Annotated in this window: 22 protein-coding genes; 5 read left to right on the forward strand and 17 right to left on the reverse strand. The window is 71.3% G+C overall.

Going from position 1 to position 22,286, the window contains the following annotated elements:
• Positions 1-42 precede the first annotated feature (42 nt).
• The 8 genes from ACFV9T_RS15115 to ACFV9T_RS15150 all read right to left on the reverse strand — a co-directional run bounded on the left by ACFV9T_RS15115 (position 43) and on the right by ACFV9T_RS15150 (position 8,353).
• Positions 43-756, reverse strand: a complete 714-nt coding sequence (locus ACFV9T_RS15115; RefSeq protein WP_385440147.1) for a hypothetical protein — start codon at positions 754-756, stop codon at positions 43-45.
• Between the two features lie 58 nt (positions 757-814).
• Positions 815-1,975 (reverse strand): LLM class flavin-dependent oxidoreductase, encoded by a 1,161-nt coding sequence (locus ACFV9T_RS15120; RefSeq protein ID WP_385440150.1) that lies wholly within the window; start codon positions 1,973-1,975, stop codon positions 815-817.
• 37 nt (positions 1,976-2,012) lie between these two features.
• On the reverse strand, positions 2,013-3,212 hold the full coding sequence (locus ACFV9T_RS15125; protein WP_385440152.1) for an SfnB family sulfur acquisition oxidoreductase: 1,200 nt from the start codon (positions 3,210-3,212) through the stop codon (positions 2,013-2,015).
• A gap of 8 nt (positions 3,213-3,220) precedes the next feature.
• Entirely contained in the window at positions 3,221-3,775 is a 555-nt protein-coding gene (ssuE, locus tag ACFV9T_RS15130; RefSeq protein ID WP_385440154.1) for an NADPH-dependent FMN reductase, read from the reverse strand.
• Between the two features lie 84 nt (positions 3,776-3,859).
• Entirely contained in the window at positions 3,860-5,077 is a 1,218-nt protein-coding gene (locus ACFV9T_RS15135) for an acyl-CoA dehydrogenase family protein (RefSeq protein WP_385440156.1), read from the reverse strand.
• Between the two features lie 31 nt (positions 5,078-5,108).
• A complete protein-coding gene (gene sfnG, locus ACFV9T_RS15140) occupies positions 5,109-6,248 on the reverse strand; it encodes a dimethylsulfone monooxygenase SfnG (protein ID WP_385440158.1) in 1,140 nt (379 codons plus the stop codon).
• A gap of 414 nt (positions 6,249-6,662) precedes the next feature.
• Positions 6,663-7,625 (reverse strand): LLM class F420-dependent oxidoreductase, encoded by a 963-nt coding sequence (locus ACFV9T_RS15145; RefSeq protein ID WP_385440159.1) that lies wholly within the window; start codon positions 7,623-7,625, stop codon positions 6,663-6,665.
• 74 nt (positions 7,626-7,699) lie between these two features.
• Positions 7,700-8,353: a polysaccharide lyase family 7 protein gene (locus ACFV9T_RS15150; protein WP_385440161.1), complete on the reverse strand. Its 654-nt coding sequence runs from the start codon at positions 8,351-8,353 to the stop codon at positions 7,700-7,702.
• A gap of 129 nt (positions 8,354-8,482) precedes the next feature.
• Between ACFV9T_RS15150 and ACFV9T_RS15155 the strand changes: the two genes are divergently transcribed.
• A complete protein-coding gene (locus ACFV9T_RS15155) occupies positions 8,483-9,028 on the forward strand; it encodes a DinB family protein (protein WP_385440163.1) in 546 nt (181 codons plus the stop codon).
• Between the two features lie 20 nt (positions 9,029-9,048).
• Here the strand turns inward: ACFV9T_RS15155 and ACFV9T_RS15160 are convergent, their stop codons facing one another.
• Positions 9,049-9,249, reverse strand: coding sequence for a hypothetical protein (locus ACFV9T_RS15160; protein WP_385440165.1), 201 nt, complete (start codon positions 9,247-9,249; stop codon positions 9,049-9,051).
• Between the two features lie 115 nt (positions 9,250-9,364).
• The gene (locus ACFV9T_RS15165) at positions 9,365-10,831 is read right to left on the reverse strand and encodes an MFS transporter (protein WP_385440166.1); all 1,467 of its coding nucleotides are present in this window, start codon (positions 10,829-10,831) and stop codon (positions 9,365-9,367) included.
• Positions 10,832-10,935: 104 nt separating this feature from the next.
• Between ACFV9T_RS15165 and ACFV9T_RS15170 the strand changes: the two genes are divergently transcribed.
• Positions 10,936-11,778 (forward strand): helix-turn-helix transcriptional regulator, encoded by an 843-nt coding sequence (locus tag ACFV9T_RS15170; protein ID WP_385440167.1) that lies wholly within the window; start codon positions 10,936-10,938, stop codon positions 11,776-11,778.
• Positions 11,779-11,818: 40 nt separating this feature from the next.
• Positions 11,819-12,595: an alpha/beta fold hydrolase gene (locus tag ACFV9T_RS15175; RefSeq protein WP_385440169.1), complete on the forward strand. Its 777-nt coding sequence runs from the start codon at positions 11,819-11,821 to the stop codon at positions 12,593-12,595.
• A 6-nt stretch (positions 12,596-12,601) separates the two neighbouring features.
• Here ACFV9T_RS15175 and ACFV9T_RS15180 read toward each other — a convergent pair whose 3' ends face one another.
• From ACFV9T_RS15180 to ACFV9T_RS15190, 3 genes are all read right to left on the reverse strand, one after another.
• On the reverse strand, positions 12,602-13,135 hold the full coding sequence (locus tag ACFV9T_RS15180) for an NUDIX domain-containing protein (protein ID WP_385440170.1): 534 nt from the start codon (positions 13,133-13,135) through the stop codon (positions 12,602-12,604).
• A gap of 680 nt (positions 13,136-13,815) precedes the next feature.
• Complete coding sequence (locus ACFV9T_RS15185; protein WP_385440172.1) at positions 13,816-14,142, reverse strand: hypothetical protein; 327 nt, start codon at positions 14,140-14,142, stop codon at positions 13,816-13,818.
• A 195-nt stretch (positions 14,143-14,337) separates the two neighbouring features.
• Positions 14,338-14,772 (reverse strand): VOC family protein, encoded by a 435-nt coding sequence (locus tag ACFV9T_RS15190; protein WP_385440174.1) that lies wholly within the window; start codon positions 14,770-14,772, stop codon positions 14,338-14,340.
• A 20-nt stretch (positions 14,773-14,792) separates the two neighbouring features.
• Here ACFV9T_RS15190 and ACFV9T_RS15195 point away from each other — a divergent pair, with 20 nt between their 5' ends.
• The gene (locus ACFV9T_RS15195) at positions 14,793-15,182 is read left to right on the forward strand and encodes a hypothetical protein (RefSeq protein WP_385440176.1); all 390 of its coding nucleotides are present in this window, start codon (positions 14,793-14,795) and stop codon (positions 15,180-15,182) included.
• Positions 15,183-15,259: 77 nt separating this feature from the next.
• On the opposite strand, the gene ACFV9T_RS15200 is transcribed toward ACFV9T_RS15195, so the two are convergent.
• The 3 genes from ACFV9T_RS15200 to ACFV9T_RS15210 all read right to left on the reverse strand — a co-directional run bounded on the left by ACFV9T_RS15200 (position 15,260) and on the right by ACFV9T_RS15210 (position 19,659).
• On the reverse strand, positions 15,260-17,188 hold the full coding sequence (locus tag ACFV9T_RS15200; protein ID WP_385440177.1) for a GDSL-type esterase/lipase family protein: 1,929 nt from the start codon (positions 17,186-17,188) through the stop codon (positions 15,260-15,262).
• 204 nt (positions 17,189-17,392) lie between these two features.
• Positions 17,393-18,712, reverse strand: a complete 1,320-nt coding sequence (locus ACFV9T_RS15205) for a glucarate dehydratase family protein (RefSeq protein WP_385440179.1) — start codon at positions 18,710-18,712, stop codon at positions 17,393-17,395.
• Entirely contained in the window at positions 18,709-19,659 is a 951-nt protein-coding gene (locus tag ACFV9T_RS15210) for a 5-dehydro-4-deoxyglucarate dehydratase (protein ID WP_385440181.1), read from the reverse strand. The genes ACFV9T_RS15205 and ACFV9T_RS15210 overlap by 4 nt, the downstream gene beginning before the upstream one ends.
• A gap of 119 nt (positions 19,660-19,778) precedes the next feature.
• Between ACFV9T_RS15210 and ACFV9T_RS15215 the strand changes: the two genes are divergently transcribed.
• Positions 19,779-20,573 carry an IclR family transcriptional regulator gene (locus ACFV9T_RS15215; protein WP_385440183.1) on the forward strand — a complete coding sequence of 265 codons (795 nt, stop codon included), beginning with the start codon at positions 19,779-19,781 and terminating at the stop codon, positions 20,571-20,573.
• 709 nt (positions 20,574-21,282) lie between these two features.
• Here the strand turns inward: ACFV9T_RS15215 and ACFV9T_RS15220 are convergent.
• Positions 21,283-22,278, reverse strand: coding sequence for a helix-turn-helix transcriptional regulator (locus tag ACFV9T_RS15220; protein WP_385440185.1), 996 nt, complete (start codon positions 22,276-22,278; stop codon positions 21,283-21,285).
• Between the last annotated feature and the right edge of the window lie 8 nt (positions 22,279-22,286).

Below are 22,286 nucleotides of genomic sequence, written 5' to 3' on the forward strand. Positions count from 1 at the left end.
CCGGGCGAAGAGCGGCCCCGCGAGTGGTAGGGCCGCTCTTCGTCAGCGCTTCTCGGCGGTCTTCCGTGGATCGTCGGCCAGAATGCGCGCGGCGAGCTGTCGCACCTGCTCCTCCACGGGCCGGTCGCGGCTGACGAACAACTCGTACCCGTACCTCTCCGTACGCTCGCCCGGCCCCCGGACCCGCTGAAACTCCACATCGACCCCCTCGGGGCTGGTCAGCTCCTCGGGCATGCCGGGCTCCGCGCGTCGCGGCGAGACATCGGTGAGGACACAGCCCCACCGCTCGAACCAGCCGCTCTCCACCAGGGCCTGTCCGAGCAGCCGGGCGGCAGTGTCCACCGGCTCCTCCCAGCCGCGGTCCGCGGCGGCCCGCGCCAGCTCGGTCTCGTACTGGGCGGCGTCGAAGCGGAAGTCCGGGGGCAGGGCGGCGCTGTCGCTGGTGTTCTCCCAGCCGTCCCAGATCACCTGATCGTCCTCGCGCCGCAGGGTGACGTACAGCGCGCCGCAGCACCCGGCGGTGCAGACCGGTTCGGTGACCATGACCCGGCGGGGCTCTTCCGCGGCCGCCAGCGGCCAGCTCCCGGCCGGGCCCGTCCAGTGGCGGCAACTGTGCGCCACCCCTTCCGGGTGCACCTCTCTCAGGACGTCCACACCGTCGATCAGCGGCCGCACCTCGGCCCAGGGGTCCGCCGCCCAGTCCACCGGAATGATGTGCCGCAAGGTCAAGGTACTGATCGCCAGCTGATCGCCCATCCCCACATGATCTCAGCCGGTCAGCCCCGCAGGGCCAGCACGTCCCGTTCCCGGGGAGTCAGCGGCTTCCGGATGCCGCGAACGGCACCTGCGCGGCGGGCTGCGCGGCGGTGGCGGGACCGGCCGGGTGGGTCCACAGGCCCTGCTGCCGCAGGCGCGGCAGCACGCCCTCGCCGAACCAGTACGCCTCCTCCAGGTGCGGGTAGCCGGACAGCACGAACTCGTCGATCCCGATCCGGTGGTACTCGGCGATCCGCTCCGCCACCTCCGCGTGGCTGCCGACCAGCGCCGTACCGGCGCCGCCGCGCACCAGGCCGATGCCCGCCCACAGGTTGGGGTGGATCTCCAGGCCGTCCCGGCCACCGCCGTGCAGCGCCAGCATGCGCCGCTGGCCCTCGGACTCGCTGCGCCCGAGCCCCTGCTGTACGGACTTCACCGTCTCCGGGTCGAAGCCGTCCAGCAGCCGCCGCGCCTCCGCCCACGCCTGCTCGCTGGTGTCCCGGGTGATGACGTGCAGCCGGATGCCGAAACGGACCTTCCGGCCCTCCTTGGCCGCGAGCCCCCGGATCCAGGCGATCTTCTCCGCGACCTGGGCGGGCGGCTCGCCCCAGGTGAGGTACACATCCGAATGGCGCGCCGCCACCTCACCGGCGAGGGGGGATGAGCCGCCGAAGTACACCTCAGGCACCGGGTCGGGCAGCCGGGCCAGGGAGGCGTCCGCCACCTGGAGGTGGTCGCCCGCCACATCCACCGTCTTGCCGTCCCACAGCCCGCGCACGATCTCCAGGAACTCACCGGTGCGCCGGTAGCGCGCCTCCTTGTCGAGGAAGTCGCCGTAGGCGCGCTGCTCATGGCTCTCGCCCCCGGTGACCACGTTCAGCAGCAGTCGGCCACCCGTCTGCCGCTGGTACGTCGAGGCCATCTGCGCGGCGAGCGTGGGGGAGACGAACCCGGGCCGGAACGCCACCAGGAACTTCAGCCGCTCGGTGTGCTGGCTGACCATCGCGGTCGTCAGCCACGCGTCCTCGCACCAGGCCCCGGTCGGCGTCAGCGCCCCGACGAAGCCCAGGTCCTCGGCGGCGCGGGCGATCTGGGTGAGGTAGCCGACGGACGGCGGACGGTCGCCACCGGCCGCGGTCACGGGCGTTCCATGGCCGCCGCCGACGACATGGCGGCTGTCGCCGTTGGTGGGCAGGAACCAGTGGAAGGTGAGGGACATGGATGCGGCTCCGATCAGGTGTTTTCTTGAGGGGGTGTTACAGGAGGCCGTGCCGGGGCGGCTGGGTGCCGTTGAGCACATAGCGGCCGATGTGCTGGACCTTCCAGCGCGGCGGGTCGTGCAGGGTGTGGGTCCGGGCGTCCCGCCAGTGGCGGTGGAGGTTGAGGGAGTCCAGCGCCGCGCGGGTGCCGGACACCTCGAAGAGCGCGCTGCCCGCCTCCACCGCCGCCGTGGCCGCCGACACCTTCGCGGTGGCCACGGCGATCGACGCCTCGGCCGCGGTGTCGTCGGTGAGATCCGCGCGGGCGGCGTCCACCGCCCGCGCGGCGGCGGACAGCAGCGCCTCGGCCGCCCGCACCTGGATGGCCAGTTCACCGAAGCGCTGGATGAGCAGCGGATCCTCGGCGGCCGTCTCGAAGCCGCTCTCGAACCACGGACGGCTCTTGGTACGGACGAACGCCACCGCCTCCGCGAGCGCGCCCGAGGCGATCCCCACGTCGATGGCGGCGTGCAGCAACTGCGCGACCGCGCCGTGCAGTTGGGGGCCCCGGAAGGTGAGGTGGTGCGGCACCACACGGTCGGCGGGCACGGCCACGCCCTCCAGCCGTACGGTGCCGCTGGCGGTCGTACGCTGCCCCATGCCGTCCCAGTCGTCCACCACGCTCACGCCGGGCGCCTCCCGTGGCACGTACGCCACGTACAGCTCCCCGTTGTCGCCGCGCGCCAGCACCGGGATCCAGTCGGCGAACAGGGCGCCGGTGGAGTAGTGCTTGACGCCCGTCAGCAGGTACGAGCCGTCGGCGCGGGGCTCCAGGCGGGTGCGGATGTCCTGGATGTGCTTCGTCCCCGCCTCCGACTGGGCGTTGCCGAACCGCCGCCCCGCCAGCACCTCGCCGAAGAAGAACTCCTGCTGCTCCGAGGTGCCCTGGTGGCGCAGCACATTGACGTACACGAAGTGGCTCTGCGGGATCTGGGCGAGGCTGGCGTCGGCGGCGGCCAGCAGCCGGAACACCTCGGCGAGGGTGACCGCCGAGACATCCGCGCCACCGTGCCCGGCCGGGACGGTGATGGCCAGCAGCCCGGACGCGGACAGCCGGTCCAGTTCGGCGCGCGGCAGGGTGCGCTCCGCGTCGCGCCCGGCCGCGCCCGTACGGAACTCCTCGGCCAGCTTCGCGGCCACCTCCAGCGCCTCCGCTTCGTCGGCGATGCGGTGCGCCTCATGGGTCGGGGACGTCATGGCGGCGGTCAGCTCGCCGCCGCGAGCAGGGGCTTGTACCCGAGCGCCACCGAGAACTGGTCGACGACCTGCTCCAGCGCCTCGGCCGCGCCGGGGGTCACGATCACCCCGCCGTCCGCGGTGGCGGTGATGTCCTTGTCGAGCGTGAACCAGCCCTGCACGATGTGCGCGGCGCCCATCGAGGACAGCACCGGCCGCAGCGCGTAGTCGATGGCCAGCACGTGTGCCGTGGTGCCGCCGGTGGCCAGCGGCAGCACGGTCTTGCCCGCCAGCGCGTACTGCGGCAGCAGGTCCAGCAGGGACTTCAGCAGCCCGGAGTAGGCGGCCTTGTAGACGGGGGTGCCGACGACGATCCCGTCCGCCTGCTCGACCAGCGTCTTGGCGCGGACGATGTCCGGATGCGCGAAGTCGGCGCCGAGCAGTGCGGTGGCGGGGATGGTGCGTACGTCGAGCGGGACCACCTCATGGCCGTGGTCGGTGAGGCGGGCGTCGAGGTGGCGCAGCAGCCTGCCGGTGCGGGAGGTGGCGGAGGGGGAGCCGGAGATGGACAGGATGGTGGCCATGGAGGCCCCTTTCGAGGAAGTGGCGAGCGGCGGTGTGGCGAGCGGCCGTGTCGCTGGCGGTGTGGCGAGGGGTGTGGCGGGCGGTCAGGAGTACCAGGTGGGCTCCGGGAGTTCGGCGGTCAGCACATGGCGGCCCACCTCGCGGCGCTTGTAGGCCACCGGGTCGTGCAGGGTGTGGGTGCGGACGTTGCGCCAGAAGCGGTCCAGGCCCTCGGCGGAGGCGGTCGAGCGGGCCCCGGTGACCTCGAAGATGCGGCTGGTGATCTCCAGCGCGACATCGGTGGCCCGCGCCTTCACTGCGGCGACCCTGACCTCGAACTCGCCGCGGTCCTGCTCGGTGACCGTGTCCGGGTCCTCGTGCAGCCGCTGCCCTTCGGCGGCCACGGTGTCCGCGAGAGCCTCGGCCGCCCAGAGCTTGGCGGTGAGATCGCCGTAGGTGTCGATGACATGCGGCTCGTCGACCGCCGTGTCGAACCCGCCGTGCAGCCAGGACCGGGCCTTGGTGCGGGTGTAGACGGCGGCGGTCTCCAGCGCACCGGCCGCGATGCCCAGGTAGAAGCTGACGAAGACCAGCTGGATCGTCGGCACGTTGAGGGTGTTGTAGACGCGGGGATGGAACTCCTTGTCCACGTATCCGGCGGCGGCCGCCCAGGGGACCCGTACGCCGTCGAGCGTGACGCTGCCGCTCTCGGTGAGCCGCTGGCCGATGTTGTCCCAGTCGTCGTGGAAGGTCAGCCCCTCGCTTTTCGACGGGACGATGGCGAACACGTGGCGGTCGGTGTCCTCGAAGACACCTTCCAGGACGGTGACGTCGGAGACCTTGCTGCCGGTGGAGAAGGACTTGTGGCCGGTGAAGGTGATGGTGTCGCCCTCGTCCCGGACGACCACGTCGTGGTCGCGCGGGTTGACGGCGCCGCCGAAGAACCACTGGTCGCGGGCCGCGTCGGCCTCGATCTGCTCCCACTGCTCGCGGGTGCCGACCAGCCGGGCGGCCCAGTTCCACAGGTAGTGGTAGCCGAGCAGCTGGCCGATGGAGCCGTCGGCCTTGGAGATCTCCCGGACCACGCGGTACGCGGTCGTCCAGTCCTGGCCGCCGCCCCCGTGCGCGGCGGGGCCCAGGAGGGTGACCAGGCCCGCGTCCTTCAGCAGCTGGACCTCGGCGTACGGGGTGGCACCCGCCTGGTCGCGGGCGGCAGCGTCGGTGGCCAGGACCCCGGCCACCTCGGCGGCGCGCCCGATCCATCCGGCCGGGTCGGTGGGGCGGGTGCGGGTCGTCCAGTCGGTGCGGGTGGCGGTGCTCATGGGCGTTCCCTTCCGGGCGTGCGTACGGGGATCAGGTCAGGGCGGGCGCGGGCGCGGTGTCCGGCAGCTGGGCCTCCAGCTCGCGCACCAGCGGCAGCACGCGCTTGCCGAAGTACTCGACCTCCTCGTGGTAGTGGAGGAAGCCGAGGAGGAACAGATCGACGCCGAGCCGCTTGTAGGCGACGATGCGCTCGGCGATCTGCTCGGGGGTGCCGATCAGCCCCGTACGGAAGCCGTCGTTGTACTGCACCAGGTCCTCGAACGAGGAGTCCTGCCACATGCCTTTGCCGTCGGCGGTGGACTGCCCCGCCTGCTGGACCGCGTCGCGGAAGCCGTGCACGGCGTCCTCGTTGGCCTTGGCGACGATCTCGCGCAGCGTGTCGCGGGCCTCGGCCTCGGTGTCGCGGGCGATGAGGAACGCGTTGAGGCCGAAGCGGGGGGCTCGGCGGCCCACGGCGGCGGCGGAGGCGCGGACGTCCCGCAGCTGCTCGGTGACGCCGTCGAAGTCCTTGCCGTTGCTGAAGTACCAGTCGGAGACCCGGCCCGCCATGGCGCGGGCGGCGGTGGAGTTGCCGCCCTGGAAGATCTCCGGATGGGGCCGCTCCGCGCTGTTCAGGGGCTTGGGCTTGAGCGAGAAGTCACGGATCCGGTAGAAGTCCCCGGCCAGCTCGGCGTGGTCCTCGGTCCAGATCGTGCGCAGCGCGCTGATGAACTCCTCGGCGCGGCGGTAGCGCTCGTCGTGCTCCAGCCACGGCTCGCCGAGGGCGGTGAACTCGCCCTTGAACCAGCCGCTGACCACGTTCACCGCGAACCGCCCGCCGGACAGCTGATCGGCGGTGGCGCCGAGCTTGGCCAGGACGCCGGGGTGCCACAGCCCGGGGTGGACGGCGGCGATGACCTTCAGCCGCTGGGTGGCGAGCAGCAGCGCGAGGCTGAAGCTGGTCGACTCGTGCTGGTACTCGGCGCCGTAGCTGGCCATGTACCGCACCTGGCTGAGGGCGTAGTCGAAGCCGTTGTTCTCGGCGAGGACGGCCAGCTCGCGGTTGTACTCGTAGCCCCAGTCGGTGCGCTGCTCGATGGTGCTGGTGACCAGGCCGCCGCTGACGTTGGGCACCCAATAGGCGAAACGCAGGGGGTCGTTGGGGAATTCGGTAGGCGAATCTGCGGGCATGGGGAACTCCCGGAATGTGCATACGGGCATGGCGAATCAGCGCCTGGCGGGGAATTCAGGCGCACGCGGAATACGGCCGACGCGCGACGGTCGGATCAGACCGTCAGGCCGTCATGTGAGGGGGAGGAGAGAGGGGAGAGAGAAGGGGGGCGACGCGGAAGACGCGAGGGGATCCGTTGATCCGTGGCGTTCGCTCAGGCCCGACAGCAACAGGACGCGCTGGAGACACGCGCAAGGTCGACGTGGCGTCGCCGCGTGAGGTCCTGTTGCTTCATGGCATCGATACAAGCAGGGGAAAGTCCGGCCGGTCAAGAAGTCCCGGCCGGATTCCATATCCCGGACACGCACACATAAGCGGCTGGGCCGCGGAATCCCGCGACCCAGCCGATGGTGCCCGATGTATTCCCCGTCGGCTTACAGCTCCCGCAGCGCGGGCAGCAGTTGCTTCTCGGCCCAGTCGAAGAAGGGCGCCTGGTGGTCCCCGCCGATCTGGACCAGGGCCACGTCCGTGAAGCCCGCGTCGGCGAACGCGCGGATCTTCTCCGTGAACTCCCCGATGTCATCGCCGCACGGAATGGACGCCGCCACGTCCTCGGGCCGTACGTACTGCGTGGCGCCCTCGAAGGAGGCCGGACCCGGCAGCTCGGAGTTGACCTTCCAGCCGCCGCCGAACCAGCGGAACTGGTCATGGGCCCGGGGGATCGCCGCGTCCCGGTCGGGGTCGTACGCGATCGGCAGCTGACCGATGCGCGGCTTCCCGCCGCCACCGTGCCGCTCGAAGGCGTCGACCAGCTCGGGCTTCGGCTCGGTGGCGATCAGCATGTCCGCCAGCTGCCCGGCCAGCCTGCACGACGCCTCGCCGGAGGCGGCCAGCCCGATGGGCGGCGCCTCGTCGGGCAGATCCCACAACTTGGCGGACTCGACGTCGAAATGGGTGCCGCGGTGGTTGACGTAGCCGCCCTTGAACAGCGCGCGGATGATCTCCACGGCCTCCTCCAGCATCTCGTGCCGGATGGCGGCGGACGGCCAGCCGCTGCCCACCACGTGTTCGTTCAGGTTCTCACCGGACCCCAGCCCCAGCCGGAACCGCCCCTCGGACAGCAGTTGCAGCGTGGCGGCCTTCTGCGCCACCACCGCCGGGTGGTAGCGGACACTCGGGCAGGTCACGAACGTGGTCAGCGGGATCCGCGACGTGGCCTGCGCGGCCGCCCCGAGCACACTCCAGGCGTAGGGGGAGTGCCCCTGGGAATCGAGCCACGGGAAGTAGTGGTCGGAGGTCACCGAGAAGTCGAAACCGACCTGCTCGGCCCGGACCACGTCCGCCACGAGCTGACGTGGTCCGGCTTGCTCGGTCATCATCGTGTATCCCCATCGCATGGCCCCCGGGTACCGGTTTGCCCTGCTTTCAAACCGGCCTCCCGGGGTCGCGTTCCTACTCGCCCCACCTGGGGTTACTTGCGGTAAACGTGGATGTTCCGCAGATAGCAGTCGGAGCGCGCGGACATCCCCGCCCGGCCGTACAGACCGCACTTGAAGTAGTGCGTCCCCGCGCCGTGGTCCTTGAAGGTGGCCTGGAACTCCCGGTTGACGAAGATGTGCACCGAGCGCGCGGCGGTGTCGTGCACGACGTTCAGCCGCAGCGTGGTGTCGTAGATCGGCCGGTAGATGACCTGGTCCGTCTTGTCGTAGTAGGTGAGGCTGTTGTTGTTCATGGCGAGCGCCATGAACGCGGTCGACTGCGTGGCCGCGCCGAAGACCTGCATGACGCAGACCCGGTGGGCGGACGACTTCACCGTCATGTCGCACTCGAACTGGGCCTGCCCGGAGGTGTAGTCGTTCTTGATCCGCAGCTCGCTGCGGGGCCCCGAGTCCTGGCCGGGGAAGGTGCTCGGGTCGGAGTCGTAGACCCAGAAGTGGTGCTCCCCGGTGGAGCTGTCGTACGTGTGGCGTGTCGCGCCCGGTGGCTGGTGGACGGTGTACCCGGGGTTGATCTCCGTCCACCCCGACCCGATGGGCGAGGCGTGTGCGGGGGTCGCCGACAGGCCGAGGCCCGTCAGCCCCAGTCCGGTCGCGGCCGCGCCGCCGAGCAGCGTTCGTCTGCGCATGTCCCCTCCGTGTTTCCGGTAAAGGTCCAGACCTGACGTAGCGTCAGGAAGTTAGGCCCAAACATCGGAGGTCGTCAAGGAGTGAATAACCATTTCCCGGGGTGCGTGATGGCGTGTCAGGGTCGGCGGATGAGTGCTTCCCGGGCTTCCCGCGCCTCCCGATGTGACCTGCTGCGCTGGCAGTTCGACCTGACCTGGTCGCTTTTCGAATACCACCTGGAGCGGATCGAGCCCGGGGACTTCCTCTGGGAGCCCGCGCCGCTCTGCTGGACGATGCACCAGACTGCCGACGGCGCCTGGGTACCGGACTGGGCCGACGCCGAACCCGACCCCGTCCCGGTGCCCACGGTCGGCTGGGTGAGCTGGCACATCGGCTGGTGGTGGAGCGTGACCATCGACCACGCGCGCGGGCGGGCGCCCCGGGAGCGGAGCGAGATCGTATGGCCGGGGGCCGGGGCGGCGACCATCGTGTGGCTGCGCGGTCTGCGCGACGAATGGCTGGCGGTGCTGGACGGGCTCTCGGACGCCGAGCTGGACGCCACCGCCTCGTTCCCGTGGCAGGACGATCCGCAGTACACCGTGGCCCATATGGCCGGATGGGTGAACGCCGAACTCATGAAGAACGCCAGCGAGATCGGCCAACTCCGCATGCTGCGGGCCGCGTCGGCGGAGTGACCGAGGGTGCCGCGCGGGGGTCAGCCGTCCGAGCTGTCCCCCGAGCTGTTGCCCGAACTCCGGTTGCTGGACTTCGACGCCGCGCGCGTCACCTCGCCCAACGCCAGGGTCACCCTGGACACCCCACGCACCCAGCGCGGCCCGCCCCGCGCCGCCCACACCACGCAGACACACCCTCCGACGACGAGCGCGAGGACGGCGGCCAGGAGGAGCACGATCATGCCCATCACTCTCTTTCTGTTGTGGTCCGCGCAATCCTGCCAGCGTTACTGTTCCGCGCGTAACCGACCAGGACCGCGGCATCCTGGGCCGCCCCACGCCGTGCCTCCCGGGGTGTCACCGGCCGCCCTGTGCGCGTAGCCACCGCAGGGCGACGGCCCCGAGCCCGGCATGCAGCAGCCCGGCCACCACGGCGACGGTGTGCAGCCCGGCCACGAACGCCGCCTTCGCGTCGTGGGCGGCGGCGGGTGCGAGACCGGGCAGCTGGAGGGTTTCGTCCAGCGCGGGGGCGAGATCCGGCCCCTGGAGCCGGAAGACCAGCGTGGCGAGCGAGCCGAGGAGCGCGATCCCGAGGGCGTTGCCGATCTCGTTGCTGGTCTCGGCGATCGCGCCCGCCGCCCCCGCCCGTTCCGCGGGGACCGCCGCGACCGCGGTGTCGGCGACGACGCTGAAGGAGATGCCGTAGCCGACGCCCGCGAGCGCCGTCGAGGCGACGTACCAGCCGACCCCGCCGGTGACCGTGGTCGGGAGCAACAGCACCACACCGGCGGCGATGGAGAAGTGGCAGACGATGAGCGCGGCCCGCTTGCCGAAGCGGCCGACGGCCATCGGTGTGACGACGCACGTGAGGGTAAGGACGACCGCGCCGGGGAGCGCCAGGAGCGCCGCGTGCACCACGGTCAGACCCAGGACCGACTGGAGGTAGACACCGGTCAGATACGCCGTCACCGACCACGCCGCCAGCGGCAGCAGACCGGTGATGATCGCGATCGTGAAGACGCGGTCGCGGAAGAGCGAGAAGTCGATCAGAGGGTGGTCGAGATGCCGCTGCCGACGGGCGAACCACACCAGCGACGCGGCCCCGAGAGCCATCGCCACGACCGGCGGGACGGACACCCCTTGTGCGGCCACCCGCTTGAGGCCGTAGACCGTGAGCAGCAGACCTCCGGCAGAGGCCACCAGACTGAGCGCGTCGATACGGCCCTGGTGCCTCTCGCGCACCTCGCACAGCAGGACCGGTGCGACCGCGAGGAACACGGCGATGACCGGGAGGTTGACCAGGAACACCGACCCCCACCAGAACCGCTCCAGCAGGGCGCCGCCGACGATCGGACCCACCGCGAACCCCGCGGCGAACGCGGCGGCGAAGACGCCGATGGCCCGCGCCCGGAGCCGCGGGTCGGGGAACAGCTCGCTCAGCACGGCCAGCGCCGAGGGCAGCAACGTCGCCCCGGCCACGCCCATGAGCGCCCGGCACGCGATGAGAAGCTCCGGGCCCGGCGCGAACGCCGCCCCGGCGGACCCCGCGCCGAACACGGCCGCGCCGATCAGCAGCAGCCTCAGCCTGCCGTAGCGGTCGCCGAGGTTGCCGAAGGCGATCAGCAGGGAGCCGACGGCGAAGCCGTACACGTCCAGGATCCAGAGCGCCTGATCGGCGGTCGGGGTGAGGGCCTGGCTGATCCGGGGCATCGCCAGGAACAGGATCGATCCGTCCATGGAGACGAGCAGCACCGGTCCGAGGATCGCCCCGAGCCCGAGCCACGATCGCAGGCCGGGGGAGCGGTGCGCGCACTGTTGAGTCATGGTGCCGACGGTCCTTCGGACGTGGCCCGGCAACCATCCCCGTGCCGTGGGTATCCCCAGCAGGTACACCCACCGGCCGGGATGAAGGGCCTAGGCTCGGCCGGGTGGAAAACCTGGGTACGTTCCTCAAGCGCCGCCGTGACCGGATCACCCCGGCCGAGATCGGCCTGCGCACCTACGGCAGCTCCCGCCGCGTACCCGGTCTGCGGCGTGAGGAGCTGGCCCAGCTCGCCGGGATGAGCGCGGGCTACTACACCCGCCTGGAACAGGGCCAGGCCGACACCGCCTCCGAGCAGGTGCTCGGCGCCCTCGCCCGGGTGCTGCGGCTCGACCGGGTCGAGACCCTCCACCTGCACAACCTCGCCCGGCAGCCCGGAAAGTCCGGCCTCCGCGAACCGCCGCCGGAGCAGCCCCATCCGCGCGTCCTCGCCCTCCTGGAATCCCTCGGCGAGGCCACCCCGGCGATCGTCCTCGGCAGGCGCGGCGACGTCCTCGCCTGGAACCGCACCGGGAACGCCCTCGTAGCCGAGCACCTCGCCTTCGACGCGCCCCGGGACCCGGCCCGGCGTCCGTCGATCCCCCGGATGTTCTTCCTCGACCCGCTCACCCGCGACCTGTACCGCAACTGGCCCGACCTCGCCCGCATCCACGTCGCCTACCTGCGCCTCACCGCGGGCCGCTACCCCACGGACGCGCGCCTGGCCGAGCTGATCGGGGAGATCACGATGCACAGCGACGACTTCGCGACGATGTGGGCCACCGGCGATGTCGCCGACTGCACCACGGGCCCCATGCGGCTGCGCCACTCCACGGTCGGCGCCCTGGACGTGTCGTACCAGGTCTGGCTGCAGCCCGACAGCCCCGACCACCGGCTGGAGATCTACACCCCGGACGACCCGGCTTCCGCGGACGCGCTGCGCATCCTGGCGCATCAGGCGGCCGGGTGAGGTGTGCCCTCGGGGCGTGATGTCCGCTACCGTCCGCCGGATGACTCTCTCTCACGACGTGTCGGGCTCACACGACGAATCGGGGCCCGGCCCGGCCCTGGTGCTGCTGCACTCCTCGGTGTGCGACCGGCGCATGTGGGACCCGCAGTGGCCGGTGCTGGCCGCCGCCGGATACCGGGTGGTCCGGTGCGACTTCCGGGGGTTCGGCGACTCCCCGGTGGCCGACCGCCCGTACGGCGATGCCGCGGATGTCCTGGACCTCCTGGACCACCTGGGCATCGAGCGGGCCGCGCTGGTCGGCTCCTCGTACGGCGGCCAGGTCGCCCTGGAAGTGGCGGCCACCCGCCCGGACGCCGTCACGGCCCTGGCGCTGCTCTGCTCCGCCCTCCCCGGACACGTACCCGGCCCCGCGCTGCGGTCCTTCGCCGAACGGGAGGACGCGCTGTTCGACGCCGGGGACCTCGCGGCAGCCGTCGAGCTGAACGTGGCGACGTGGCTGGGGCCGGAGGCCGGTGGGGAGACCAGGGAACAGGTCCGCCGGATGCAGCGGCACGCCTTCGAAGCGCAGCTGACGGCCGAATTCGACCCCACCGAGGGGAAGTTCGACCTCTCGCGGATCGCGGCACCCTGCCTGGCCGTATCCGGCGCCCACGACCTCCCCGACTTCCGCGAGATCGCCGCCCACCTGGCGGCCCATATCCCCGCCGCCCGCCACCTGGAACTCCCCTGGGCAGGCCACCTCCCCAGCCTGGAACGCCCCAACACGGTCACCGACCTGCTGACCCGCTTCCTCCACGAGACGGCCCCCACCAACTGAAGGCGTTCAGCCCCAGCCGTGGAGGGACACCTGCGCGCCACCGCTGAGGTACTGCGCGAGGGCACTGCCGGTTGTCGATACGAACGCGTCCGGAAGCGCGTCGGTGTCCACCCAACGCACCTGCGCATGCTTTCCGGGCTCCGCGTTGACCGGCTCACCGGCCCATTCATGGGTGGCGAAGACGACGGTGAGGAATCCCCCTGGCGCTTCGACCCCCCACGCGCCGTGAATGACGTGTGCGACGCGCAGAGACGCCGGGTCCACAACCAGCCCGGTTTCCTCGCGCAGCTCCCGGACGGCGGTATCCGTGATGGGCTCGCCGGGGTCGCTCTTGCCGACCGGGAGGTCCCACATGCCCTGCCCGAACTTGGCGTCGGGGCCGCGCTGGAGAAGGACGACTCGGCCCTTCTCCTTGTCGTGGACGATCACACCGGCCACCAGGAGCGTCATCGATTCGGTGGCGGGCTTGAGCGCTCGGGGCTTGTCACCGGTTCTCTGTTCGGCCACGGCGGTCCCTTCGTCGGCGGGGTGGATTCGCATGCTAGAGCAGGACCTCCTGAGCACGGCGGGCAAGTTCTGCGGCCCCGGGCCAACGCGAGTCCGTCCTCGATACGTGTCCCTCCGGAACCTCTTGCGAGGTTGCAGGGCGAGCGGTGGCCCGACGTGGGGCGATGATCCGGTCCGCCGGACGGATTCGGTGTGAGAGCCTCCTGCCCGTGGCTACTGAAACCGAGGTGGGAGAGCTGTTGCACCAGCGCGGCTGGCGAACGGCATTCACGGTCGCTGAAAGCGTGAACGCGTGGGCCGCCCTGGTGAGCATCATCGAGCGTGGCTACGACGACGACATCTACGAGTACACCAACGACCTCTCCTGCCGAAATTGGCTGCACGAGGCGTGGCTCCTGCTGGACGAACACATCGTCCAGCTCTGGACCCCGCAGATCAAAGCCCTGGACGACCGGTACAAGGCCGCGACCGTCGACGACGACGGCCAAGCACTCGACCAGTTCCTCAGGCTGCCCGGCCCCGACCTGTGGTGGTGGCGGCGACACCCCCGCATCCTCACCGGAGACCTCGGGCGTTCGCTTCGCTCGGCCGGTGCCATCGGGACACATCCGGATGAGCCGCACCGTCATGCCCGTACGCCCTCTGCGAGGTGGAAGAGCACAGCGACAGCCTGCATGCGCACCACATCGAGGAGACGACTGGCAGGGCCCAGATCAGGGGGTCCAGAAGACGTCGGTGTACGCGCGGTCGAAGCGCTGGGCGGACAGGTCCGCGCGTTGGATCACCCAGTGGACGGTGGAGCTTTCCCAGCCGTTGACGCCGCAGTACCAGTCGGCGAGGAGTACCCAGTCCTCGACGTCATCCGAGACCGGTCCCGCCCAAAGACCCGTATCCACCGCCTTCAGCGTCCTGTGCGCGGCAGTCGCGACCGGGTCGGTGTAGACGGCCTCCTCATCGGCGTATCCGCCGATCTGGAGATCCCTCCCGGTGGGGTGGTGGGCATCAGCCTGGAGGCGTTCCCATACCTTGGCCAGTTCCACGGAGCGGGGATGCCCGGGGAGTGGTGCGCACCCCGGGACCTCGGGGGACACGACCGCTGTTCGTGTCCTGCGTCAGCGCCGCGCAGGGGCGGGCGGTGGTCATCCACCGCTCCACGTCGGCGGCGGGGATGCCTGGGCGATCGCCCGTTCACGGAAGGGACGTAACCGGTCCGGCGTCTCAGGAGTCGTGGGCGATCAGTCGAGGCAGAACTCGTTGCCCTCGATGTCCTGCATCACGATGCACGACTCGTTCTCGTCATCGGCATACAGCGTTCGCTGGTGTGCCGCGCCGAGTGTGATCAGTCGTGCGCACTCGGCTTCGAGCGTGGCGAGGCGCTCGTCGCCCACGAGTCCGGTGCCGGCGCGCACGCAAAGGTGCACCCGGTTCTTGACGACCTTGCCTTCGGGGACGCGCTGGAAGAACAGGCGCGGGCCCACGCCCGAGGGATCACTGCAGGCGAACGCCGCGCCCTGCCGCTCGGGCGGCAGAGAGTGGTTGAAGTCGTCCCACGTGGCGAACCCCTCCGGTGGCGGCGGTACGACGTACCCCAACACCTCGCACCAAAAGCGGGCGACGCGCTCGGGTTCCGCGCAGTCGAAGGTGATTTGGACCTGCTTGACCGATGCCATCGGCGCACGATAGCAGGGAGATGTTGCTCAACTCCTGGCATTATCCGCCGGGGCAGGGAGGATTCATGGGCGGGGAAGATCCGCACATCCACGTTCAGTCGAAGGTGGCCCACGACCAGGCCGCTGCCCGCAACGTTCTGGCGTCCACGTTCGGGCTGGCCGGTGACCTGCCGAGCCGCGTTGCCACGGGATGCGGGGTGCGGGTGCCCTATGCGATGACCTCGCCTCGGCCGGACCGTGTCACCTGCCTTGCCTGCCGTGAGCACGCGCACCGTGAGCACCTGCGCTTCGCGGAGGAGGTCGAGCGCCTGAGCCGCATGGCCGGATCGGTCATCAACCCTGCCCAGGGGAGGCTGGCCGCGGACAAGCACCGCGACCTCGCGCAGAGGTTTTCCGGCCCGGAGCGCTGATCCCGCGCTCAGGAAGGCCTCCGCCTGGGCCATCTCATGGTCGGGTTTCCACGCGCGGCGCCGTCGCCGGGCAGGACCTAGCCGAGCTTGGCGGAGACTATCGGGGCCAGGCGGGTGGTGATGGTGCGGTGGCCCTGGTCGTTCGGGTGGACGGAGTCGGAGAGGTCGCCGGAGGTCAGCCAGCCGGTGGTGTCGATGTACGAGGCCCTGGCGTCGCCGAAGGCGGTGACGGCGGCCTTGGTCTCGGTGCCGAAGCGGCCGCTGAAGGTGCGCAGGGCGAAGATCCAGGCGCCCGGGTAGGCGGTGCGGACCTTGCGGAGGAGGCTGGTGTACGAGGCCTGGAACTGCGCCGAACTCACGCCGCGCCCCACGTCGTTGGTGCCCAGGTTGATGACGACGGCGTTCGCCTGGTAGCGGGAGAAGTCCCAGGCGGGCGTGGCGGCATTGGGGTTCAGCTTGGTGAACTGCTGCTCCAGGCTCATCCGGTCGTCGGCCGTGTCGACGAGCGCGGCGCCGCCCTGGGCGATCTGGGTGTGGTCGGCGCCGAGGCGTTCGCCGATGAGCCAGCCGTAGGCGGTGCGGGCGTTCTGGGAGGTGGTGGTGCCGACGGTGATGGAGTCGCCGACGAACTCGATCAGCTTCTTCGGGGCGGGCGGGGCGAAGGTGGTGGCGCCGCTGTCGAGGGTGAGGCCCTGGAAGACCGCGTCGCCGTGGTAACTGCCCGCGATGACCTGGTAGTTGATCTGGAGGGTGTGGTTTCCGGCGGCGAGCGGGGTCGGGGTGAGGTTCACCGTGCCCTTGGCCTCGTCGTAGAAGGTGGCGGGGCCGCCGTCGATGCTGGCCCACAGGTCGATGGCGTTCCGCTGCTTGAGCTTGACGGTGCGGCCCGTGAAGCCGGTGCGGAAGTAGGCGCCCGCCCAGTAGGGGGTGTAGGCGGTGGCGGAGGTCGTGGTGTCCCAGCGGCCGCTGAACTTGATGTTCGGGTCGCCCGGCTGGCCGGGGGCGGCGGCCTTCGTGGTGTTCAGCTTGGCGCTGATGACCGGGGCCAGGCGGTTCGCGAACTTGGTGTGGCCCGCCTCGTTGGGGTGGCCGTTGCCGTCCTCGTAGTCCGTGCCGTCGGTGAGCCAGCCGCTGGTGTCGACGTAGTACACCTTCGCGTCACCCGCGCTGGTGCGCGCGCTCACGGCCGCCTTGGTCTCCGTCAGGTAGCGCTTCTTGAGGGTCTGGACGGCGAACAGCGCCGCGTTCGGGTATTTGGCGCGGATGTCGCGGAGGAGGGCGGTGTACGCCGACTGGAATTCGGCGCCGGTGACGCCGTGCCCGATGTCGTTGGTGCCCAGGTTGATGACGACGGCGTTCGCCTGGTAGCGGGAGAAGTCCCAGTTCTGGTCGCCGGTGGAGGCCGTCTTGAAGAACTGGGTGGCCAGGCCCACGCAGCCGCTCTTGCCGACCAGGCAGTAGCCCGCGCGGGCTATCTGGGTGTGGCGCGCGCCGAGTTGTTCGCCGGTCTTCCAGCCGTACGAGTCGAGCGCGAGCCGGTCGGTGAGGGCACCGGCGGTGATGGAGTCGCCGACGAACTCGATGAGCTTGGACGGTACGCGGGGCGTGGTGGTGCCCGCGCCCGCGTCGAGGACCAGGCCCTGGAAGACGGTGTCGCCGGAGCGGTAGGAGACGCGGAGGGTGTGGTTGCCCTGGGGGAGCGGGGTGGGGGTGAGGTTGACGGTGCCCCTGACGCCCGCGTAGAAGACGTCGGCGCCGCCGTCGACGCTGGCGTAGAAGTTCACCGCGTTGCGCGCCTTGACCTTCACCGTCGTCCCGGTGAACGCGGTCTGGAGGTAGCCGCCGGTCCAGTTGGGGACGGCGGCGGTGGTGTCGCCGAGGTCCCAGCGGCCGGTGTAGACGATGTTCGGGTCGGTCACCGAGCCGTTGCCCAGGGCGGTTGTCTGAGCCGCGTGGGCTGAGGTGGTGCTCAGGCTGAGACCCAGGATGAGCAAGGACGTGGCCATGACAAACGCTAAGAGTCTGCGCATGGGTGGGGGTTCCTCTCGCGGAGGGTGCGGGGGGTTGCGTCTGGGGGTCTGGGAGCGCTCCCAGCTTCACGATGGAAGCGGTGAATCGGTTCAACGTCAAGGTGACGTGCAAACCCGGTCCGGGCCGCCCCCGTGGACGGCCCGGACCGGGTAGTTGGTGCGTACTACCAGTAGTGCGTACTACCAGCGCGGAATGGCCGGGGTCACCCACTCCGGGTCGGCCACCCGCATCGCGGCGGCGTCGTCGCGGTCCCGCATCGTGCCGTCGTCGTCCAGCCAGCGCTGGTGCAGTACGGCCAGCCGGTCACGGTCCAGCTCGACGCCGAGCCCGGGGGCGTCGGACACGTCGAGACGGCCGTCGCGGAAGGTGAGGCGTTCGGTGATGACGTCCTCGGTCTGCCACGGGTAGTGGCTGTCGCACGCGTAGTCCAGGTTGGGCACGGTGGCCGCGACGTGCGTCATGGCGGCCAGGCTGATGCCCAGATGGGTGTTGGAGTGCATGGACAGGCCGACGCCGAAGGTGCGGCAGATGGCGGCCAGTTCGCGGGTGTTGCGCAGTCCGCCCCAGTAGTGGTGATCGGAGAGGACGACCTGCACCGCGCCCTTGGTGAACGCCTCCCGGATCTCCCCGAAGGTGGTCACGCACATGTTGGTGGCCAGCGGGACACCGGCGGTCGCGGCGACCTCGGCCATCCCGGGCGTACCGCTGGTCGGGTCCTCCAGGTACTCCAGGACGTCCCGCAGTTCCTCCGCCACGTGCAGCGACGTGGGCACGGACCAGGCGCCGTTGGGGTCCAGGCGCGTCGGCTGGCCGGGGAAGCGCTCGGCCAGGGCGCGGATCGCGGCGATCTCCTCGTCCGGCTCGAAGACGCCGCCCTTGAGCTTGAAGGAGGTGAAGCCGTAGTCGCGGGAGAAGCGCTCCGCCTGGGCGACGACCCCGGCCGGGGTGGTGGCCTCGTCCCAGTCGTCGGGCTCACAGGCGACGCCGTCCGGGTGCTCGGCCCAGCGGTAGAAGAGGTACGCGCTGTACTCGACGCGGTCGCGGACCTTGCCGCCGAGCAGCGCGTGCACCGGCAGGCCGGTCGCCTTGCCCCACGCGTCGAGGCAGGCCACCTCGAAGCCGGAGACGATCGACAGCCGCAGCTTGTCCGCCGTCTGGACGCCGCGCAGGCCGCCGACGTCGACGGAGTTCTCGACCCGGGAGGCGTCCACCGCGACCTCGTCGGCCAGGGTGAAGAGCCCGTTCAGGTCGGTGACGCCGTGGCCGGGCAGCTTCTCGGCGAGCGGGCGGGCCAGGTCGAGGTACTTGGTGTCGCCGTACGTCTCGCCGATGCCGGTCGTGCCGTCCTCGGTGACCACCTCGATGATCAGCCGGGGGGTGTAGGGCTGGTGGACGCCCTGGGTGTTCAGCAGCGGCGGGTCGGCGACGAGGATGGGCGTCAGCCGCACCTCGGTGATGGTCAATCCCTGGGCCTGGGTCGTGCCGGTCGTCTGCGTCATCGTGCGGCTCCCACGAGGTCGAGTCCGGTGGTCAGCAGTGCTTCGAGGTCGGCGAGGTCGTCCTTGCCGGGGTCGGCGAGCGGTGCGCGCACCGGGCCTACCGGCCGCCCGCGCAGCCGCGCCGCCGCCTTGACCAGCGAAACGGCATAGCCGGGGACCCGGTCGCGCAGCTCGACGAGGGGTACGTAGAAGTCGCGCAGCAGCCGCTCCACCGTAGCGTCGTCGCCGTCGCGCTGGGCGGTGAAGAAGGCGTTCGCGATCTCGGGGGCGAAGGCGTGGACGGCCGACGAGTACGCGGTGATGCCGATGCTGGCGTACGGGCGGGCCTGGACCTCGGCGGTCGCGGCGCCGTTGAAGAACAGGAAGTCGTCGGGTGCGGCGAGCTTGAGGCGCTGCAGCCGGTCGAGGTCGCTGTGGCCGTCCTTCAGGCCGATGACGCCCGGGATGCGGGCCACTTCGCGCAGGCTGTCCATGGTGAACGCGACCTGGTCGCGCTGGTACGCGATCAGCGGCAGCCGGGTGCGGGCGGCGATCTGCCGGATCTGCTCGACCAGCCCCGACTGCGGGCCCTTGACCAGGTAGTGCGGCAGGACGAGCGCGGCGTCCGCGCCCGCCTCCTCCGCGATCCGGGCGAACCGCGCCGCCTGCGCCCAGCCGTAGCCGATCCCCGCGACGACCGGCAGCCGGCCGTCGGCCTCGCGGACGGCGGCGGTGATGACGTCGCGGTACTCGTCCTCGTCTAGGGAGAAGAACTCGCCGGTGCCGCACGCCGGGAAGATCGCGCCCGGGCCGGTCTCGATCCGCGTCGCGAGGTAGTCGCGGAACGCGGGCAGGTCGAGTGCCATGTCGGTGGTGAAGCTGGTCAGCGGGAACGAGAGCACGCCGCTCGCCATCCCGTCGCGCAGCCGGGCCGCCGTCGTCGCCGCATCGGCCGTGAGGGCCGTCATGTCTCGTCTCCCTATGTAGATGGCGTCTACGTATGAAGATAGAGGTTAGGAATGCGCACGCGGGGGCGTCAATAGGTGGAACGTGAGCGGGTGGCCTCGCGCGGATTACGATGCGACCCATGGCGGAAACCGGTGGCGTACGCGAAGTGAAGTCTGCGGGCCGCACGGTGCAGCTCCTCGAACTGCTCGCGGCCCGTGGCGACCAGCCCGCCCGGCTCCGGGAGCTGGCCGAGGAGCTGGACGTGCCGCGCAGCAGCATGTACGCGCTGCTGCAGACCCTGATCGACCGGGGCTGGGTGCGTACGGATGTCACCGGCTCGCTGTACGGCATCGGCATCCGGGCCCTGCTGACGGGGACGAGCTACCTCGACAGCGACCCTCGGGTGCGGGCGGCGCGGCCGTACCTGGACGAGGCGTCCGACGCGCTCGGCGAGACCATCCACTTCGCCCGGCTGGACGGCGGCGACGTCGTCTACCTCGCCACCCGCGAGTCGCACGAGTACCTGCGGCCCTTCAGCCGGGTGGGCCGCCGCCTCCCCTCGTACGCCGGGGCCCTCGGCAAGGCGCTCCTCGCGGAACGCCCCGACGACGAACTCCCCCTGCCGGACGGCCCCTTGCCGCCCCTCACCCCTCGGACCCACCCCGACCGCGCCTCCCTCGCCACCGACCTGGCCCGCACCCGGGAGCGCGGCTACGCGGTCGACCGTGAGGAGGGCGTCACCGGCATCGTGGGCTTCGGGTTCGCCCTGCGGTACGACGCTCCCGCCGTGGACGCCATCAGCTGCTCGGTACCGACGGCCCGGCTGGCGGCGGAGGGGCGGGAGGAGCGGATCGTGGCGGTGATGCGGGAGATCCGCGAGAAGATCGAGGCGGCGGCGCCGAGGGCGGGCGGCGCGACCCCGCAGTGGCGCTAGGCGGGGTGGACCTTCCCCTGCCCCGCCCCTTCCCGAAACCGGGGGATACCCCCGGGCCCCGTGGTCCTGCGGGTTGGGGTGGTGGCGCGGTGGCGGCTGGGGGGGCTTGCCCCTGTCCCGCCCCTTCCCGAAACCGGGGGCAGGCCCCCGGGCCCCCAGTGCGCCCCGCGCCCGGGTCCGTGCCCATAGCCGCGCCGCGTCCGGGTCTGGGCTTGCGCCCGCGTCCGGGTCGGGTCCCGGGACCGCGCCCGCGTCCCGCCTCCGGGCCCGCCCCGAGTCTCGGGTCTGGGCTCGCGTCCGAGCGCTTGTCTCGGCTCCGGGTCCGCGCCCCGGGTCCGCGCCCGGCTTTGTATCCGTGCCTGGGTCCGGGCCCCGGCTCCGGGATCGCGCCCGCGTCCGGGTCTGGGCTTGCGCCCGCGTCTGGTGCTCGGGTTGGGCTCCTGCCCGTGTCCGCGTCGGCCTGGGCTCGCGCCTGCGCCCGCGTCGGGGTGAGGGTCCCTGCTTCGGCTCCGCGCCCGCGTTCCGCCTCCGGGCCCGGGCACGGGTCTGGGTTTCGGCTCTGGGTCTGCGTCCGGGGCTGGGCTTGTGCTCGTGTTCGGGCTCGCGGGTTCGAGTTGGGGGATTGCGGCCGGTGTCTGGGGTGCGCTCCGGGGGTCCGGGGGCTTGCCCCCGGTTTCGGGGAGGGGCGGGGTGGGGGAAAGCGCGGCGGCTAGGCCCAGCCTCGGTGGGCGGCTCGGGCGCCTGCCTGGAAGCGGCCTTTCGCGCCCAGGCGGAGTTGGAGGCTGCTGATGCGGCGGCGCAGGGTGCGCAGGCTGATGCCCAGGTGGCGGGCTATCGCCTCGTCCTTCATGCCCACCGCCAGCAGGCCCACCAGGTCGCGGTCCGCCTCGGTGAGGTCTTCGTGGCTTTCGTCGCGGACGCCGCTCAGGGGCGTGGCCTGCTGCCACAGGGTTTCGAAGAGGGCGCGGAGGGCGTCCGTGAGGGCGGAGTGGCGGACGATGACGGCGCAGTAGCCGGGGCCCGCGTCCGTGCTGGTCAGCGGGAGCATGGCGGAGCGGCCGTCGACGACCAGGAGCTTCATGGGGACGGTGGGGAGCACCCGGGCCTGTTCGCCGAGGGCGACCATGCCCTCGGCGTAGGCGAGGAGTTGGGGGGACTCCAGGGAGGAGACGGAGTAGATGGTGCGGTACGAGACGCCGCGGCGCAGCACCTCGCGCTGGAGGTCGAGCTGCGGGGTGAGCGGGGCGAGGTAGGGCGGGGAGTCGAAGAGGCAGATGTCGTGTTCGGCGCGGGCGTACAGCTCTTCCAGCCGCGCCGCGTTGGCGCTTTCGCCGTGGACGACTTCGATCAGGCCGGACGGTTCGGCCCGCAGCAGCCCGGCCGCGTAGACCTTGGCCATGTCGTCGGCGGTGGCGGCGAGGAGTTCGGACTCGGTTTCGCGTTTGCGGATGAGGGCCCGTACGGCGACGCGGGGGTCGACGGGGCGTGGCCCGCCGGTGGAGTCGGGGGCCTGGAGGAGGCCGAGGCGCAGGAGGCGGGCGCAGCCTCGGCGGACGCGGGAGGGGGAGGTGCGGAGGAGTTCCGCCCAGCCGGTGACGCCCGCGTCGGGCTGGTGGAGGATCGCGTGGTACAGCGTCTCGTCGAAGTCGGAGACCCCTGCCGCGGCCCAGGGGCTCGGATTCGCGGCAGGGGTCCCGTCGGTCACAGGCACGG

Origin of the sequence: Streptomyces sp. NPDC059850 (assembly GCF_042731515.1) — a bacterium.
GTDB lineage: Bacteria > Actinomycetota > Actinomycetes > Streptomycetales > Streptomycetaceae > Streptomyces.

Bases quoted from the DNA above. Each gene is read 5' to 3' on its own strand.
- ACFV9T_RS15115 (WP_385440147.1), bottom strand. From the start codon at position 756: ATGGGCGATCAGCTGGCGATCAGTACCTTGACCTTGCGGCACATCATT.
- ACFV9T_RS15120 (WP_385440150.1), bottom strand. From the start codon at position 1,975: ATGTCCCTCACCTTCCACTGGTTCCTGCCCACCAACGGCGACAGCCGC.
- ACFV9T_RS15125 (WP_385440152.1), bottom strand. From the start codon at position 3,212: ATGACGTCCCCGACCCATGAGGCGCACCGCATCGCCGACGAAGCGGAG.
- ssuE (WP_385440154.1), bottom strand. From the start codon at position 3,775: ATGGCCACCATCCTGTCCATCTCCGGCTCCCCCTCCGCCACCTCCCGC.
- ACFV9T_RS15135 (WP_385440156.1), bottom strand. From the start codon at position 5,077: ATGAGCACCGCCACCCGCACCGACTGGACGACCCGCACCCGCCCCACC.
- sfnG (WP_385440158.1), bottom strand. From the start codon at position 6,248: ATGCCCGCAGATTCGCCTACCGAATTCCCCAACGACCCCCTGCGTTTC.
- ACFV9T_RS15145 (WP_385440159.1), bottom strand. From the start codon at position 7,625: ATGCGATGGGGATACACGATGATGACCGAGCAAGCCGGACCACGTCAG.
- ACFV9T_RS15150 (WP_385440161.1), bottom strand. From the start codon at position 8,353: ATGCGCAGACGAACGCTGCTCGGCGGCGCGGCCGCGACCGGACTGGGG.
- ACFV9T_RS15155 (WP_385440163.1), top strand. From the start codon at position 8,483: ATGAGTGCTTCCCGGGCTTCCCGCGCCTCCCGATGTGACCTGCTGCGC.
- ACFV9T_RS15160 (WP_385440165.1), bottom strand. From the start codon at position 9,249: ATGATCGTGCTCCTCCTGGCCGCCGTCCTCGCGCTCGTCGTCGGAGGG.
- ACFV9T_RS15165 (WP_385440166.1), bottom strand. From the start codon at position 10,831: ATGACTCAACAGTGCGCGCACCGCTCCCCCGGCCTGCGATCGTGGCTC.
- ACFV9T_RS15175 (WP_385440169.1), top strand. From the start codon at position 11,819: ATGACTCTCTCTCACGACGTGTCGGGCTCACACGACGAATCGGGGCCC.
- ACFV9T_RS15180 (WP_385440170.1), bottom strand. From the start codon at position 13,135: ATGCGAATCCACCCCGCCGACGAAGGGACCGCCGTGGCCGAACAGAGA.
- ACFV9T_RS15190 (WP_385440174.1), bottom strand. From the start codon at position 14,772: ATGGCATCGGTCAAGCAGGTCCAAATCACCTTCGACTGCGCGGAACCC.
- ACFV9T_RS15195 (WP_385440176.1), top strand. From the start codon at position 14,793: ATGTTGCTCAACTCCTGGCATTATCCGCCGGGGCAGGGAGGATTCATG.
- ACFV9T_RS15200 (WP_385440177.1), bottom strand. From the start codon at position 17,188: ATGGCCACGTCCTTGCTCATCCTGGGTCTCAGCCTGAGCACCACCTCA.
- ACFV9T_RS15205 (WP_385440179.1), bottom strand. From the start codon at position 18,712: ATGACGCAGACGACCGGCACGACCCAGGCCCAGGGATTGACCATCACC.
- ACFV9T_RS15210 (WP_385440181.1), bottom strand. From the start codon at position 19,659: ATGACGGCCCTCACGGCCGATGCGGCGACGACGGCGGCCCGGCTGCGC.
- ACFV9T_RS15215 (WP_385440183.1), top strand. From the start codon at position 19,779: ATGGCGGAAACCGGTGGCGTACGCGAAGTGAAGTCTGCGGGCCGCACG.